General features: G+C 69.6%; 15 protein-coding genes. 12 read left to right on the top strand and 3 right to left on the bottom strand.

Annotation, left to right across the window (positions count from 1 at the left end):
* Positions 1-104 precede the first annotated feature (104 nt).
* Entirely contained in the window at positions 105-776 is a 672-nt protein-coding gene (rsmG, locus tag DWG18_RS12930; RefSeq protein WP_115647567.1) for a 16S rRNA (guanine(527)-N(7))-methyltransferase RsmG, read from the top strand.
* Between the two features lie 132 nt (positions 777-908).
* On the opposite strand, the gene DWG18_RS12925 is transcribed toward rsmG, so the two are convergent.
* Complete coding sequence (locus DWG18_RS12925) at positions 909-1,499, bottom strand: 4'-phosphopantetheinyl transferase superfamily protein (RefSeq protein ID WP_115647566.1); 591 nt, start codon at positions 1,497-1,499, stop codon at positions 909-911.
* Between the two features lie 73 nt (positions 1,500-1,572).
* On the opposite strand from DWG18_RS12925, the gene DWG18_RS12920 reads away from it, so the two are divergent.
* Positions 1,573-2,940 (top strand): AMP-binding protein, encoded by a 1,368-nt coding sequence (locus DWG18_RS12920; RefSeq protein WP_115647565.1) that lies wholly within the window; start codon positions 1,573-1,575, stop codon positions 2,938-2,940.
* Positions 2,941-3,101: 161 nt separating this feature from the next.
* Positions 3,102-3,374 carry a GlsB/YeaQ/YmgE family stress response membrane protein gene (locus DWG18_RS12915; RefSeq protein ID WP_115647564.1) on the top strand — a complete coding sequence of 91 codons (273 nt, stop codon included), beginning with the start codon at positions 3,102-3,104 and terminating at the stop codon, positions 3,372-3,374.
* Positions 3,375-3,441: 67 nt separating this feature from the next.
* Here DWG18_RS12915 and xth read toward each other — a convergent pair whose 3' ends face one another.
* The gene (gene xth / locus DWG18_RS12910) at positions 3,442-4,236 is read right to left on the bottom strand and encodes an exodeoxyribonuclease III (protein ID WP_115647563.1); all 795 of its coding nucleotides are present in this window, start codon (positions 4,234-4,236) and stop codon (positions 3,442-3,444) included.
* Between the two features lie 69 nt (positions 4,237-4,305).
* Between xth and ltaE the strand changes: the two genes are divergently transcribed.
* Complete coding sequence (gene ltaE, locus DWG18_RS12905) at positions 4,306-5,310, top strand: low-specificity L-threonine aldolase (RefSeq protein ID WP_115647562.1); 1,005 nt, start codon at positions 4,306-4,308, stop codon at positions 5,308-5,310.
* Positions 5,311-5,313: 3 nt separating this feature from the next.
* Here the strand turns inward: ltaE and DWG18_RS12900 are convergent, their stop codons facing one another.
* Positions 5,314-6,711: a coniferyl aldehyde dehydrogenase gene (locus DWG18_RS12900; protein WP_115647561.1), complete on the bottom strand. Its 1,398-nt coding sequence runs from the start codon at positions 6,709-6,711 to the stop codon at positions 5,314-5,316.
* Between the two features lie 44 nt (positions 6,712-6,755).
* Between DWG18_RS12900 and DWG18_RS12895 the strand changes: the two genes are divergently transcribed.
* From DWG18_RS12895 to DWG18_RS12860, 8 genes are read left to right on the top strand one after another with little or no spacing between them, the layout of a single operon-like run.
* Complete coding sequence (locus tag DWG18_RS12895) at positions 6,756-7,292, top strand: gamma carbonic anhydrase family protein (protein WP_115647560.1); 537 nt, start codon at positions 6,756-6,758, stop codon at positions 7,290-7,292.
* A 50-nt stretch (positions 7,293-7,342) separates the two neighbouring features.
* On the top strand, positions 7,343-7,978 hold the full coding sequence (locus DWG18_RS12890; protein WP_115647559.1) for an RDD family protein: 636 nt from the start codon (positions 7,343-7,345) through the stop codon (positions 7,976-7,978).
* 22 nt (positions 7,979-8,000) lie between these two features.
* Positions 8,001-8,687, top strand: a complete 687-nt coding sequence (locus DWG18_RS12885) for an RDD family protein (protein WP_115647558.1) — start codon at positions 8,001-8,003, stop codon at positions 8,685-8,687.
* Positions 8,684-9,700 (top strand): stage II sporulation protein M, encoded by a 1,017-nt coding sequence (locus DWG18_RS12880; protein ID WP_115647557.1) that lies wholly within the window; start codon positions 8,684-8,686, stop codon positions 9,698-9,700. The genes DWG18_RS12885 and DWG18_RS12880 overlap by 4 nt, the downstream gene beginning before the upstream one ends.
* Positions 9,697-11,226, top strand: coding sequence for a DUF4129 domain-containing protein (locus DWG18_RS12875; RefSeq protein WP_115647556.1), 1,530 nt, complete (start codon positions 9,697-9,699; stop codon positions 11,224-11,226). The genes DWG18_RS12880 and DWG18_RS12875 overlap by 4 nt, the downstream gene beginning before the upstream one ends.
* Positions 11,223-12,365: a DUF4350 domain-containing protein gene (locus tag DWG18_RS12870; protein ID WP_162823840.1), complete on the top strand. Its 1,143-nt coding sequence runs from the start codon at positions 11,223-11,225 to the stop codon at positions 12,363-12,365. Before DWG18_RS12875 ends, DWG18_RS12870 begins: the two co-directional genes overlap by 4 nt.
* The gene (locus DWG18_RS12865; protein ID WP_115647554.1) at positions 12,362-13,342 is read left to right on the top strand and encodes a MoxR family ATPase; all 981 of its coding nucleotides are present in this window, start codon (positions 12,362-12,364) and stop codon (positions 13,340-13,342) included. The genes DWG18_RS12870 and DWG18_RS12865 overlap by 4 nt, the downstream gene beginning before the upstream one ends.
* Positions 13,339-14,667: a DUF58 domain-containing protein gene (locus DWG18_RS12860; RefSeq protein WP_240318531.1), complete on the top strand. Its 1,329-nt coding sequence runs from the start codon at positions 13,339-13,341 to the stop codon at positions 14,665-14,667. Before DWG18_RS12865 ends, DWG18_RS12860 begins: the two co-directional genes overlap by 4 nt.
* Positions 14,668-14,684 lie beyond the last annotated feature (17 nt).

The following is a 14,684-nucleotide window of genomic DNA, read 5'->3' as shown; positions in this document are numbered from 1 at the left end:
TGCAGCGGCGGTCGGCGTCCGGTCCGGACCGCATAGTATGCCCGTGAAGACGCATCATCACGGGCCCGGGGTCGCCCGCGTGCGCCGCCGGTCATACTGTCGCGATGTCGTCCGACCTGCCCCCCGACCTGCGCCCGTTGCTGGCGTCCGGCCTGGCCGACCTCGGCCTCGATCCCGTCCACACCGACCGCCTGCTGGCCTACCTGGCGCTGCTGGTCCGGTGGAACGCGACCTACAACCTCACCGCCATCCGCGACCCGCGCGAGATGGTGGTCAAGCACCTGCTCGACTCGCTGGCGATGCACGCCTTCGTCGATCCGCTCGTCGCCTCCGGCGGAGCGCTGGCCGACCTCGGCACCGGTGCGGGCCTGCCGGGCATCCCGCTGGCGATCGTGAAGCCCGGGCTGAAGGTCACGCTGGTCGAGAGCGCCGGCAAGAAAGCGCGCTTCATGCGACAGGCGATCCGCGACCTCGGCCTGGCCGACGCGCGCGTCGTCGACCAGCGCATCGAGGCGGTCGACGAACCCGGCGCCTACGCGGCGATCACCGCCCGCGCGCTGGCGACGATTCCTTTGATCCTCGAGCTGGGCGGCCACCTGCTCGCGCCCGATGGCGTGCTACTGGCGATGAAGGGCGTCTACCCGGCGGACGAGCTGGCGCAGCTGCCTGCGGGGTGGGTGCTGCGGGAAAGCCATCCGCTGCGGGTACCGGGGCTGGCGGCCGAGCGGCATCTGGTGGTGGTGGGGCGCGCTGCGGTCCAGTCGCAGCGCGACTGATCCAGCCCGCCTCTGCGCGCGGACGAATTCCGCCGAGCCTGTTGCCCCTCTGCATTGGGCATTGGTCGTCAAGAGCGACGAATCTGCGGCCAACGGGCAGTCTTCTTCGCCTTTCGTCCCCCATCGCGTGCGTCAGGCCGTCGTATCGCCGGCGGTCGACGGCCGCCACGCGACGCTTCCGACCAGGCCGTCGATCGCCAAGGGCTCGACCCGCCATGTCGCGACGGCGCCCAACTCGGCATCGGTAGTGACCAGACGCGGCACGCCGTCCAGCCGGTCGAAATGCAGGCGGTCGAGCCCGAACGCCAGTCCGCGGCCCTGCGCCTTGAGCACCGCTTCCTTGGCGCACCACAGGCGCAGGAAGGCCGCTTCGCGCAGTTCGGCCGGCAGACGCTCCAGAGCATCGGCCTCGTCGGCGTGGAAGTAGCGGCGGGCCAGCTCCAGCGCGCGCGGTCTTGGCTTCGGCGATTCGATATCGATACCGACCCGCACGCCGTCGCCGAGCGCGATCGCCAGCCGCGTGCCGCTGTGGCTCCAATTGCAGTCGACGCCCGCCCGTTGCAGCAGCGGACGCCCGTGCGGCCCGCGATCGAACGCCAGCGTCGCCGCCTCGACCCCCAGTTCGCCCGCCAGCCAGTCGCGCACCAGCACCTCGGCCGGCACGCCGGCGGGGTGGACGAGATCGACGACCCGGACCGGGCCGAAGGAGCGGACGGCGGACACGCAGGGCCTTTTGGCTGACCGGACAGGGCCCGCAGCGTAAAGTACGGCGGGGGAAAGGCGTCAGGTCGGGTGCATGTCGGCGGTCATCGGAACGGAACGGGAGCAGGCGTGCCGCCTGCAGGCGCTGGTCACCGGCGCGCCGTCGCGCGTGGTCGCGTTCGATGCCGGCCGTCCGGTCACCCGCGCACTGTTCGAACGCCACGTGCGTGCCGTCGCCGCCGCGCTGCCGTCCGCCGGCTACGCGGTGAATCTCTGCGAAGACCGCTACCGCTTCATCGTCGCGCTGTGCGCGGCAGCACTGCGCGGACAGGTGACGCTGTTACCGCCCTCGCGCGCGCCGGCCGTCGTCGACACCGTGCGCGCCGACCACCCGGATTCCATCTGCATCGGCGACATCCCACTCGATCCCGCACCGCCCGGCTTCTGGCGTCTGCCGGATGAGCTCGCCGAGCTCGACGGTGCGCCGCTCGAGATCGACGCCGACGCGACGCTGCTGATCGGCTTCACGTCCGGCAGCACCGGCCAGCCCAAACCCAATCTCAAGACGCTCGCGAGTTTCGTCACCAGCACGATGCAGAACCTCGCGGCGATGGACGATTTGTTCGCGCGCGACGATGTCACGCCGCTGGTCGCGACCGTGCCGCCGCAGCACATGTACGGCATGGAGACCTCGGTGATGTTGCCGCTGCTCGGCGATGTCGCCGTGCATGGCGGACGCCCGTTCTTTCCGCAGGACGTCGCGCGCGCGGTCGCCGACTGTCCGCGCCCGCCGGTGCTGGTCACCACGCCGGTGCACCTGCGCGCACTCGTGCAGGCGCATGGGGACGATCCGTCGTTCGCGATGCCGCCGATCGCCGCGATCGTCTCCGCCACCGCGCCTCTGCCGCAGGATCTCGCGCAGGCCGCCGAAGCCGCGTTCGGCTGCGAAGTGCGCGAGATGTTCGGCTCGACCGAAACGTGCATCCTCGCGCGCCGTCGCACCGCACACGACGATGCGTGGACGACGCTGCCGGGTGTCACGCTCGCGCCACAACCCGACGGCACGCTCGTCGACGCGCCGCACCTGGCGACACCGGTCGCGCTCGCCGATCTGGTCGAGCTGTTGCCCGATGGACGGTTCCGCCTGCGCGGTCGCAATGCGGACCTGCTCGAGATCGCGGGCAAGCGCGCATCGCTCGGCGATCTGACGCGCAAGCTGCTCAGCGTGCCGGGCGTGCTCGATGGCGTGGTCGTGCAACTCGATGCCGATGCACACGGCGTTTGCCGCATCGCCGCACTCGCGGTCGCGCCGACACTGAAGTCCGACGACATCCTGCGTGCATTACGCCAGCAGATGGATCCCGTGTTCCTGCCGCGCCGATTGCGTTGCATCGCATCATTGCCGCGCAACGAGACCGGCAAGTTGCCGCGCGCGACGGTGCTCGCATTGCTGCACAGCTGAACGGCACATTGCGCTTCACATGACGCCCACGCACTGCGCGACGAATCGCGCGGAAAAGCGGCTGTTCTCATACGCCGCCGTCACAGCCGCCTTTCCAGACTTCACTCGCCCCCTGTACGAGGGGTGCCGAATTCACCCTCTGACTGGATAGGAGAACACCCATGGGCTTCATCATTTGGCTGATCGTCGGCGGCATCATCGGCTGGATCGCGAGCATGATCATGCGCACCGATGCACAGCAGGGCGCGCTGCTCAACATCGTCGTCGGCATCATCGGCGCGTTCCTTGGCGGCTGGATCGGCGGCATGGTCATGGGCAACGCCGGCAGCATCAACAACGGCGATTTCTCGCTGTCGGGTCTGCTGATGTCGCTGCTGGGCGCCGTCGTCCTGCTCGCCATCGTCAACCTGTTCCGTCGTGGCCGCGTGCGTTAATCAGCACCCGTCGGAATGAAAAAAGGCCCGCATTCGCGGGCCTTTTCTTTTGCGTGGCGTCGCTTCGTCACGCGCGTGGCGCGAGCTGCACCCACGCCGGCGCATGGTCGCTGGGACGTTCCCAGGTGCGCGGTTCGCGATCGATGCCGGCGGCAACGCACTGCGCGCGCAGGGCTTCCGACACCAGCGTCAGATCGATGCGCAGGCCGAGACCGCGACGGAACGCGAACTGGCGGTAGTCCCACCAGCTGAATTCCCTCGACGCCGGATTCAACGCGCGGAATGCGTCGTGCAGGCCGAGCGCATGCAGGCGGTCGAGCGCGTCGCGCTCGGCACGCGAGGTCAGGATGTGATCCTCGTTCCACACGACGGGGTCGTGCACGTCACGTTCGTCGGGCGCGATGTTGAAGTCGCCGAGCAGCACGAGGTCCGGATAGCGCACGAGTTCGGCCTGCACCCACGCGTGCAGCGCGTCCAGCCAGCGCAGCTTGTACGCGTACTTGTCGGTGCCGACTGACTGCCCGTTGACGACGTAGACGTCGACGATGCGTACGCCGTTGACCGTCGCCGCGAGCACGCGCTTCTGCTCGTCCTCGAAACCGGGAATGCCCATCTGCACGTCGTCGATGACGCCACCGCCGGGCGACGCCATGCGCGCGAGGATCGCGACGCCGTTGTAGGTCTTCTGCCCGGAGAACACGCTGCGATAGCCCATCGCCGCAATCTCCGTATCCGGAAAGCGCGCGTCTTCGAGTTTGGTTTCCTGCAGCGCGACCACGTCGGGCCTCGCGCCGGCGAGCCATTGCTCCAGGTGCGGCAGGCGCACGTTCAACGAATTGACGTTCCAGCTGGCGATTTTCATGGCGGAAGTCTAGCCGCACGGGCGCGCCGCACTGGCATCATCGGCGTCCGACTTCCACACGCCGCCGCCATGACCCCGATCGACCTGCGCAGCGACACCGTCACCCGTCCCACGCCCGCGATGCGCGACGCCATGCTGCGCGCCGACGTGGGTGACGACGTCTACGGCGAGGATGCCACCGTCAACGCGCTGCAGCGTCGCGTCGCGGACGAGCTCGGGTTCGAGGCGGCGCTGTTCACGCCCAGCGGCACGCAGGCCAACCTCATCGCGCTGATGGCGCATTGCGAGCGCGGCGACGAATACATCGTCGGCATGGACGCGCACACCTACAAGTTCGAAGGCGGCGGCGCGGCGGTGCTGGGCTCGATCCAGCCGCAGCCGATTCCCCACGCCGCTGACGGCACCTTGCCGCTCGACGCCGTCGAACGCGCAATCAAGCCGATCGATCCGCATTTCGCGCGCAGCAGGATCCTCGCGCTCGAAAACACCTGGCACGGACGCGTGATGCCGATGGACTACCTCGCGGCGGCGCGCGCGCTCTGCGATCGACGCGGCCTCGGCCTGCATCTGGACGGCGCGCGCCTGTACAACGCGGCGGTCGCGTCGAACGTGCGGGCACGCGAGATCGCGAAGCACTTCGACAGCGTGTCGGTCTGCCTGTCGAAAGGCCTGGGTGCGCCGGTGGGCTCGGTGCTCGCGGGCACGCGCGATCTCATCGAACGTGCCAAGCGCTGGCGCAAGGTCTGCGGCGGTGGCATGCGGCAGGCCGGCATCCTCGCGGCCGGCGCGATGTACGCACTCGACCACCACGTCGCGCGGCTCGCCGACGATCATCGTCGTGCGTCGACGCTTGCAAGCGAACTCGCCGCGCTCGGCCTGCCGGCGCATGCGCATACCAACATGGTGTTCGTCGACATCCCGGTCGATCGCCAGGCCGCCTTGAAATCGTATCTCGGGGAGCGCGGTATCGTGATCTCGACCGGCTACCTGCCGACCATCCGTCTGGTCATGCATCTCGATGTCGGCGACGACGGCGTCGCGCGCACGATCGACGCGTTCCGCGCCTTCGCGTGAGCCTCAGCGTGCGAGCCAGCGGATCACGCGATCGAGTTTCGAATACGGCGGCTTCAGCAGATCAGTGACCGCGAAGCGACGCTGCCGGAATACCGGCAGCAACTTGCTGAAGGTGTCGAAGCCGGCTTGGCCATGGATCGCGCCCATGCCGCTGGGGCCGATGCCGCCGAACGGCAGGCCCTGCGCACCGAAATGCAGCAGCGTGTCGTTGACGGTGACGCCACCCGCCAGCGTGCCGTCGACCAGCCGATCGATGGTTGCACGCGAATGGCTGAAGGGATACATGGCCAGAGGACGTTCCAGCGACGCCACGCGCGCGATCGCGTCATCCAGCGTATCGTAGCCGAGCACCGGCAGGATCGGGCCGAAGATTTCGTCCCGCATGACGCGCAACGTCGGCGGCGGATCGATGATTAGCACCGGCGGCAGCAGGCGCGTCGCCGAATCGCCGTCGCCGAACGGCGCGATCACCGTCGCGCCGGCCGCACGTGCTTCGTCGACGTAAGCACGCAGACGCGCAAACTGCGCGTCGCTGATGATGCGCGTGTAGTCGGGCGAGCTCGCGATGTCGGCATAGCGCGCGTGCAGCTGCGCCTTCAGTGCGTCGACGAAGGCATCGCGACGACCGCGGTCGATGAGCGCGTAGTCGACGCCGATGCAGGTCTGCCCGGCGTTGAACCACTTGCCAGTGGCGATGCGCGCGGCCGCGACGTCGATCTCGAAATCCGGCGCGACGATCGCGGGCGCCTTGCCGCCGAGCTCGAGCGTGACCGGCGTGAGGTTCGGTGCGGCGGCGGCCATCACCTTGCGGCCCACCGCGGTCGAGCCAGTGAACAGTAGATGGTCGAACGGCAGCGATGCGAAGGCGGCGCCGATGTCGGCGCCGCCGAGCGCGAGCGCCACGCGATCGTCCGGAAACACTGCGGCCAAGAGGTCGCGCAGCCACTCACTCGTGCGCGGCGTGTGCTCCGACGGCTTGAGATAGGCGTGATTCCCCGCCGCGATCGCGCTCACCAGCGGCACCAGCGCAAGGTTCACCGGGTAATTCCACGGCGAGATGATGCCGACCACACCCACCGGCATCGGCCGCACCCGTGCGCGCGCCGGCCACAGCCGCCAGCCGACCTTCGCGCTGCGCGTGCGCGTCCAGCGACGCAGGTGCGCGAGCGCGTGGTCGATCTCGGCGAGCACGATCAGCGTTTCCGCGATCAGGTTCTCGTGCGTGGAGCGATGGCCGAAGTCGGCGCGGATCGCGGCGTCCATCGTCGACTGGCGCGCGCGGAATTCCTCGCGCAGCCGCTGCAGATCGGCGCGCCGCTGCGCGAGGTCCGGCTTGCGCCCGCGCCAGGCCGCAAGCAGGCGGGCATGCGTGGCAGCGAACTCGGAGTTCATCGCGTTCATGCAGGGTCGGCGGGCGGCAGGAGCCGACAGCCTACAATCCGCGCATGGCGATCCGACCCTATCTCGAACACCTTCCGACCCTCGGCGCGCGCTGCTACGTCGACGAGGCGGCGACCGTCATCGGTGACGTCGTGCTCGGCGACGACGTCTCCGTGTGGCCGGGCACGGTCATCCGCGGCGACGTCAACTTCATCCGGATTGGCGATCGCACCAACATCCAAGACGGCACGGTGGTGCACGTCAGCCACGACGGCCCGCACGCCAAGCTCGGTGGTTTCGCCACGCGCATCGGCGCGGACGTCACCATCGGCCACAAGGCCATCGTGCACGCCTGCACGATCGAGGACGCAGTGCTCATCGGCATGGGCGCGATCGTGCTCGACGGCGCGGTGGTCAGGAAGCATGGTTTCGTCGGTGCAGGCGCGGTGGTGCCGCCGGGCAAGGTGGTCGGCGAGCGCGAGCTGTGGCTCGGCAATCCGGCGAAAATGGTGCGTGTGCTCAGCGATGCGGAAGTCGAAGCGCTGTACTACTCCGCGCAGCATTACGTGCGACTCAAGGACCGCTATCTCGGCGCTGGCTGAGGCGCACGCCGCCCGGTAAAGTCGCTGCCGGGGAAAAGCGGGGTGGGGGCATGACGCACGACAAGGACGCGGGCCGCGAGTGGCGGCCCTACGAGATCGCGACGCCGATCGCGCGTGATGGCGCGGCGGGGATGCCGCCGCCAGCGCCACCGGGCATCGAGCGCTCGCCGTACGCGGCGCCCTACGCGACCCTCGCCGACCGCACGCATGACGCCGGTGACGTGGTGCTGGCCGACCGCGCGTCGCGCCTGCTGGCGCAGCTAGTGGACCTCGGCATGGTCATCGTGCCGGTGCTGTTGTTCGTCTTCGCGGGCTACCGCCAGTTCTCGCGCAACATGCTCGGCATGCATGGGCTGTCGACCGGCGCGGCGACTGCCATTCTCATCGCTGTCGCCATGATCCTTGGCATCGCAATCTGGAACATCGTGCTGCTAGTCCGGTACGGCCAGACCGTGGGCAAGAAGGTCATGAAGATCCGGATCGTGCGCAGCGACGGCAGCCCGGTGAGCTTCTGGCGCATCCTCTTCATGCGCTCGATGGCGATCTCGCTGCTCTCGCGCGCCTGTTCGCTGCTGCATCCGCTGCTCGGCCTGGCGGTGTCGCTGGGCGATGTGCTGATGATCTTCCGCGAGGACCGTCGCTGCCTGCACGACCAGATTGCCGACACGATCGTCATCGACGCCTGATCCGCTCGTCCGCGTCCCGCGCATGCTGCTCGACACCCACCACGACGTCGTGACGCCCGAAGGCGTCGCGCTGCATCTGCCGGTCGCCGGTCCGGTGCCGCGTGCACTGGCGTGGGCCATCGATTTCGCCATCCGCGTTGCGGTACTGCTCGCGCTGTCGATGGTGCTCGGCCTGCTGGGCGGCGCGGGTGCGGGCGTGATGATGGTGGTCGCCTTCCTGCTGTACTGGTTCTATCCGGTCGCCTGCGAAGTGCTGCTCGACGGGCGCTCGCCCGGCAAGCGCGCGCTGGGCCTGCGCGTGATCGCCGCCGACGGTGCGCCGATCGGCTGGCGTGCGTCGTTCACCCGCAACCTGCTGCGCGTCGTCGACATGCTGCCGTTCGGCTACGCCTTCGGCCTCGTCGCCTGCCTCGCTGATCCCGCCGCGCGCCGGCTGGGTGACATGGTCGCGGGCACGCTGGTCGTGCATTTGCTGCCCGAAACGTCAAGCGATGCCGCCCCGGTCGTAGTACCGCATCCGCCGCGGGTGCCGCTGCAGCCGGCGGAACAGGCGGCGATCGTCGATTTCGCCGAACGCGCGCCGGCACTGACGGTTGCGCGTCGCGACGAACTCGCCGATCTCGCGGCGCCGCTGGTGCAGGCGCGGGGGTCGCGCGCGGCCGAAGCGCTATATGCGATCGCGGCCTGGCTGCTGGGGCGTCGACTGTGAAGCAGGACGCCTTCGTCGCCCGCCACCGCGCCGAATGGGACGCATTCGAGCGTTGGCTCGACACGCGCGGCGACAGTGCGCGCCGGGCCCGCACGACGCGCGATGCGGGCGCGATTCCCGACAGTGAAATCCCCGCACGCTACCGCCGCCTGACCCAGCAGCTCGCGCTCGCGGCTCGACGCGGCTACAGCACGCAGGTCACCGCGCGCCTGCAGGCGCTGATGCAGCGCGGCCACGCGGTGCTGTATCGCACACCGGCACCGCGGTGGCGTCGTGTGGCGGCGTTCTTCCTCGGCGGTTTCCCGCGTCTCGTTCGCGAGGAATGGCGATGCATGCTCGCTGCCGCGATCATGCTGTACGTGCCGGGCATTCTCGTATTCGCGGCGATCCAGATCGATCCGGATCTGTCGTCGGCGATCTTCCCGCCGGAAATGCTCGCGCAGTTCGAATCGATGTACGACCCGGCCGACGCCGCGCGCAAGCTCGGTCGCGACAGCGGCACCGACATCGCGATGTTCGGTTTCTACATCTTCAACAACATTTCGATCGCGTTCAAAACGTTTGCGAGCGGCGCACTCGCCGCCATCGGCTCGATCTTCGTGCTGCTGCAGAACGGCCTGATCATCGGCGGCGTTGCCGGTCATCTGCAGGCCGTGGGTCGCGGTGATCCCTTCTGGCGCTTCGTCTGCGGGCATTCGGCGTTCGAGCTCACCGCGATCGTCATTGCCGGCGGCGCCGGTCTGCAGATCGGCCTGCGCATGCTCGCGCCGGGACAGCAGCGGCGCATCGACGCGTTGATCGAAGCCGGACGCCGTGGCGCCCTGCTCAGCGCGGGCGTGTTCGCGATGCTGGTGATCGCCGCCTTCCTCGAAGCGTTCTGGTCGTCGATCGGCTGGATGCCGGCGGCGGTGAAGTACTCGGTGGCCGCGATGCTGTGGTCGCTGGTCGGCCTGTGGCTGTGGCGCGGCGGTCGCGGCTTGTTGCCGGGCGAGCTCGAAGGACCGCAGGCATGAGGATCGACGATCTCACCGTGGCGCTGCGCCCGCGTTCGTCGTGGGAGGCGATCGAACTCGGCACCGCGCTCGTGCGTCGTCATGCGCGCGCGATCTGGCGGCCGTGGCTGGCGTGCACGTTGCCCGCATTCGCGGTGGTCAATGCGCTGTGCTGGCTGTGGGGCAAGCCGGCGGTGGCGATGTTCGTGATGTGGTGGCTGAAGCCGCTCTTCGACCGCGTGCCGCTGTTCGTGCTGTCGCGCGCGGTGTTCGGCGAAGTGCCGGGCACGCGCACGACATTGCGCAACGCGTTTCGTGGCGGCACGCGGGCGATGTTCGGTTACCTGATGTGGCGCCGCCTGAGTCCTGCGCGCGCGCTGCTGATGCCCGTCGACGTGCTGGAAGGCGGCCCGGCCGCGCAGGCCGGCGCGCGACGCCGCGTGCTCGCCGGTCCGGCCTACGGCGTGGCGTCGCTGTGCCTGCTGGTGTTCGCGAATTTCGAGGCGGCGCTGGTGTTCGGCTTCGCCGCGCTCGCGCTGATGTTCATTCCCAACGAATTCGTGCAGCTGGCTTTCCAGAACCTGTGGCTGCACCTGCGCGAGTCGCCGGCGTGGCTGCTGCTGATCGAGAACACGCTGGTGTGGACGGCGACGTGCGTGCTCGAGCCGTTCTACGTCGGCAGCGGCTTCGGCCAGTACCTCAACCGTCGCACCGAGATCGAAGGCTGGGACATCGAACTCGCGTTCCGCCGCCTGCGTGGGCGCCTGCTCGCGGCGAGCACGGCACTGATGCTGGTGGCATGCGCGATTCTCGCACCGCGCACATCGTCCGCCGCCGAGGGCCGCATGGCGCAGTGTCCGCTGCCGGTGCACGACACCAGCGCGCTGCAGCGTGCGTTCGGCAGCGAATACCGGGACGCGACGCGCTTCGAAGGGGCGGTCGATCGTGCCTTCCAGGATCCACGCCTGCATCCGCAGCGCAAGGTGTCGACGTGGAAGCCCAAGCATCCGCCGAAGCCCGATGAACCGAGGCAGCGTCGCCTGCCGGAATGGCTGGTCGGCCTCGGCAAGGCGATCGGCGTCGCCGGTGAAGGCGTGATGTGGGCGTTGGCCGGCGCGCTGGTGCTGCTGATCGCGTGGCTGCTGTATCGCTGGTGGCCGTCGCTGCGCGAGATCGTGCGCGAGCCGCGCGTCGCGCCGGCGGCCGCCGTCGAGCATGCGATCGCGGAGCCCGAGCCGCTGCCGCCGGACATCGTCAGCAGCGTGCGACGCCTGTGGGCGGCGGGCCAGGCGCGCGATGCGCTGGCGCTGCTGTACCGCGCGGCGGTCGAGGCGATGCTCGGTGCGACCGATCGCGTGCTGCCGCCGGGCGCCACCGAATCGCAATGCCTGCGCGCGTCGCAGGCATTGCCCGACTCGCCGCGCCGCGCCTTCGCGCGCGTCGTGCGCCTGTGGCAGTACGCGGCCTGGGCCGAACGCCTACCGTCGAATGACGAATTCGAGACCGTGCTCGGCGATGCCGCGCTGCAGTTCGGGTGGCGCGCATGAAGCGGCTGCACCTCCTGCTGATCGTGCTGGGTGCGGGCCTGGTCGCGGCGATCGTCGCGTGGTGGCTGCACACCTACGAACGCAGCGAGGAATGGATCGATCTGCCGCGCACCGGCGAGGCGGTGACCAACCCGCTGTTCGGCCTGCGCGTCGCCTTGGAGAAGGACGGCCGTCGCGCACACACGTGGCGCCGCCTATCGCTCGACGCCATGCACCCGGCGTCGAACGACACCGTGCTGTACGACGGCGACCTGCGCAGCCTGGCGACACCGACGCGCGATGCCTTGCTCGACTGGGTGCGTCGCGGCGGTCATCTCATCGTCGCCGTGCCGGCGGCTGATGCCGCGTTCGGCGCCTTCGTCCGTCACGCCGAAGATCGCGGCGACGACAAGCACATCGCGGTGCCGCTGCTCGATGACATTGGCGTGCGCGTGCGTCGCGGCACCGGCGGCTGCGTGGGCGACGGCGACACCGCGATCTACGAGCTCTGCAGCACGCGACGCTTCGACCCGCCGGCCGGCACCGCGCAGCACCTGGGCGATGACGAGGGCGACGTGCTCGCACGCGTGCGCGTCGGCAACGGCAGCATCGACGTGGTCGGCTCGCTGGAATTCCTCGACACCGACCACCTGCAACGTCGCGCCAATGCGGCGTTCGCCCACCAGCTGATCTCCGGCGGCGACGTGCACGGCGTCGTGCATCTGGTGCACAGCAGCGACATGCCGTCGCTGTGGCTGATGATGCTGCGTCGCGGCTGGCCGGTGTGGCTGCCGCTGACGCTGCTGCTCGCAGGCTGGCTGTGGGCGCGCATGCGCCGCTTCGGTCCGCAGATTCCGTCGCCGGCGCTCGAGCGTCGCTCGCTGCTCGAACACGTCGCCGCGAGCGGCCAGCACCAGTGGCGCTACGGAAGCGCCGATGTGCTGCACGCGGCGCTGCTCGATGCGTTCCAGGCGCGCCTGCGCCGCCGCGATCCGCAGGCGGCCGCGCTCGAAGGCCACCTGCAGGTGCTGCGGCTGGTCGAGCGCACCGGCCTGTCGGAAGCGCAGGTCACCGACGCCCTAACTCCTCCCGATCCGCGTGACGCGAAAGCGCTCGTCACGCGCATCGCCACTCTTGTCCGCATGAGAAACCGGCTATGACCGATACCGCTGCCACCCCGCTCACCGGCGACGCGCTCGCCGAGTCCGCCGCGCGCCTGCGCGACGCGGTGTCCGGCGCCTTCATCGGGCAGCCCGACGTGCTCGAACAGATCCTCGTCGCGCTGCTCGCCGGCGGCCACGTGCTCATCGAAGGCGTGCCCGGTCTCGGCAAGACGCTGCTGGTGCGCGCGCTCGCGCAGGCCATCGACTGCCAGCACGCGCGCGTGCAGTTCACGCCCGACCTCATGCCCAGCGACATCAGCGGCCACGCGGTGTGGGATCCGAAGACGGAGACGTTCTCGATCCGTCGCGGCCCGGTGTTCACCAACCTGCTGCTCGCCGACGAGATCAACCGCGCGCCAGCGAAGACGCAGGCCGCGTTGCTCGAAGCGATGGCCGAGCGCCAGGTCACGATCGAGGGCCAGAGCTTCCAGTTGCCGCCACCGTTCATGGCGCTGGCCACGCAGAACCCGCTCGAACACGAAGGCACGTATCCACTGCCCGAAGCGCAGCTCGACCGCTTCCTGCTCAAGGTCCTGATCGGCTATCCGTCGCGTGCGGACGAAGTGCGCATGGTGGCCGACGTCAGCCGCGGCGCGGCGAGCACGTTCGATCTCTCCAGCGTGCCGCGCGTGCTCGGCCCGGACGACATCGTCGCCATGCAGAACGCGACCGCGCAGCTGCACGTCGACGACGCGATCGTCGACTACGCCGTGCGCATCGCGGCGAGCACGCGCGACTGGGCCGGCATCGCGCTGGGCGCCGGGCCGCGCGGTTCGATCGCACTGGTGCGCTGCGCGCGGGCGCAGGCGGTGCTGTCCGGCCGTGATTTCGTGACGCCGGACGACGTGCGCGAAGTCGCGCTGCCCGCGCTGCGCCATCGCATCGGCCTGTCGCCGGAGCTGCAACTCGAAGGCCAGTCCACCGACACCGTGCTGAAGGCGCTGCTCGCGCGCGTGGAAGCACCGCGCCAGTGAGTGCTTCGCGCACCCGGCTTCCGCGTCCTGCGACGCCGCTGTTCGTGCTGCTCGCCGCGTGGTCGGCGATCGGTGCGGCGGCGCTGCTGTCGTATGTCGATCGCGACGCGTGGGTGTGGGCGGGCATCGCACTCGGAACGCTGACGGTTGTCGATGCGCTCGGCCTGTTGCGGCTGCGCCCGCCGAACGTGCGGCGCGAGATGCCGGAGACCTGGCCGGTCGGCGTGGAAACCGGTGTCACGCTGCATTTCGACGACGTCGTGCCGCGTCGGTTCACGGCCGACGTCTTCGACCTGCATCCGGGTAGTTGGCGCGTGCGTGACCTGCCGCGTCGTATCGAGTTGCGACGCGGCGTCGAGACCTCGATCGACTACAGGCTGACGCCGCAGGAACGCGGCGACTTCAACTTCGACGGCGTGCAACTGCGCGTGCGGTCACCTTGGCGCCTGCTGTGGCGCGATGTCGTCGTCGGCCGCGCGCAGCACGTGCGCGTGTTCCCCAATTTCGCGCCGCTGGCCAAGTTCGCGATGTTCAGTGCCGACCAGGCATCGCGACTGGTCGGCGCGCACATCAAGCGCCGTCGCGGCGAGGGCACCGACTTCCACCAGATGCGCGACTACCGCGTCGGCGATTCGATGCGGCAGATCGACTGGAAGGCGACGGCACGCACGCGTCGCCTGATCTCGCGCGAGTACCAGGACGAGCGCAACCAGCAGGTCATGCTGATGCTCGACACCGGTCGCCGACTGCTCGCGCGCGATGACGCGATGAGCCATTTCGACCACGTGCTGGACGCCGCGCTGGTCGTTGCGTGGCTGGCGCTGCGGCAGGGCGACGGCGTCGGTCTGCTCGCCAGCGGCGGTGATGCCGCGTGGGTGCCGCCCCAGCGCGGCGCCGCGGCGATCGATCGCCTGATGCGCGCGACCTATGCGCTGCAACCGCGACCCGTCGCCACCGACTTCCTCGCGGCCGCAACCGAAATCGCGCTGCGTCAGCAGCGACGGTCGCTGGTGATGATGGTCACCAACCTGCGCGACGAGGACATGGACGACGTGCTCGCGGCGGTGCAGCTGCTGCGTCGTCGCCATCTCGTCTGCATCGCCAGCCTGCGCGAAGCCGCGCTCGACACCGCGCTGGCCGCCGACGTCGGCGACCTGCCCGGCGCACTCACCGCCGGCGCCACGGCGCAATACCTTGCGCGCCGCGCCGAAGCGCATGACGCGCTGCGCAGCCACGGCGTGCTCGTGCTCGACGTCACCTGCGCGCAGTTGCCCGCTGCGTTGGTCGAGAAGTATCTGTCGGTGAAGCGCGACGGGCTGCTGTAGCGCGAGCGCATCGGCCG

The organism is Lysobacter sp. TY2-98 (assembly GCF_003367355.1).
In the GTDB taxonomy this organism is placed as follows: domain Bacteria; phylum Pseudomonadota; class Gammaproteobacteria; order Xanthomonadales; family Xanthomonadaceae; genus Cognatilysobacter.
Note: the sequence above shows the minus strand (reverse complement) of the source record. Positions and strands in the feature narration are given on the sequence as shown.

Bases quoted from the DNA above. Each gene is read 5' to 3' on its own strand.
- rsmG (WP_115647567.1), top strand. From the start codon at position 105: ATGTCGTCCGACCTGCCCCCCGACCTGCGCCCGTTGCTGGCGTCCGGC.
- DWG18_RS12920 (WP_115647565.1), top strand. From the start codon at position 1,573: ATGTCGGCGGTCATCGGAACGGAACGGGAGCAGGCGTGCCGCCTGCAG.
- DWG18_RS12915 (WP_115647564.1), top strand. From the start codon at position 3,102: ATGGGCTTCATCATTTGGCTGATCGTCGGCGGCATCATCGGCTGGATC.
- xth (WP_115647563.1), bottom strand. From the start codon at position 4,236: ATGAAAATCGCCAGCTGGAACGTCAATTCGTTGAACGTGCGCCTGCCG.
- ltaE (WP_115647562.1), top strand. From the start codon at position 4,306: ATGACCCCGATCGACCTGCGCAGCGACACCGTCACCCGTCCCACGCCC.
- DWG18_RS12900 (WP_115647561.1), bottom strand. From the start codon at position 6,711: ATGAACGCGATGAACTCCGAGTTCGCTGCCACGCATGCCCGCCTGCTT.
- DWG18_RS12895 (WP_115647560.1), top strand. From the start codon at position 6,756: ATGGCGATCCGACCCTATCTCGAACACCTTCCGACCCTCGGCGCGCGC.
- DWG18_RS12890 (WP_115647559.1), top strand. From the start codon at position 7,343: ATGACGCACGACAAGGACGCGGGCCGCGAGTGGCGGCCCTACGAGATC.
- DWG18_RS12885 (WP_115647558.1), top strand. From the start codon at position 8,001: ATGCTGCTCGACACCCACCACGACGTCGTGACGCCCGAAGGCGTCGCG.
- DWG18_RS12875 (WP_115647556.1), top strand. From the start codon at position 9,697: ATGAGGATCGACGATCTCACCGTGGCGCTGCGCCCGCGTTCGTCGTGG.
- DWG18_RS12870 (WP_162823840.1), top strand. From the start codon at position 11,223: ATGAAGCGGCTGCACCTCCTGCTGATCGTGCTGGGTGCGGGCCTGGTC.
- DWG18_RS12865 (WP_115647554.1), top strand. From the start codon at position 12,362: ATGACCGATACCGCTGCCACCCCGCTCACCGGCGACGCGCTCGCCGAG.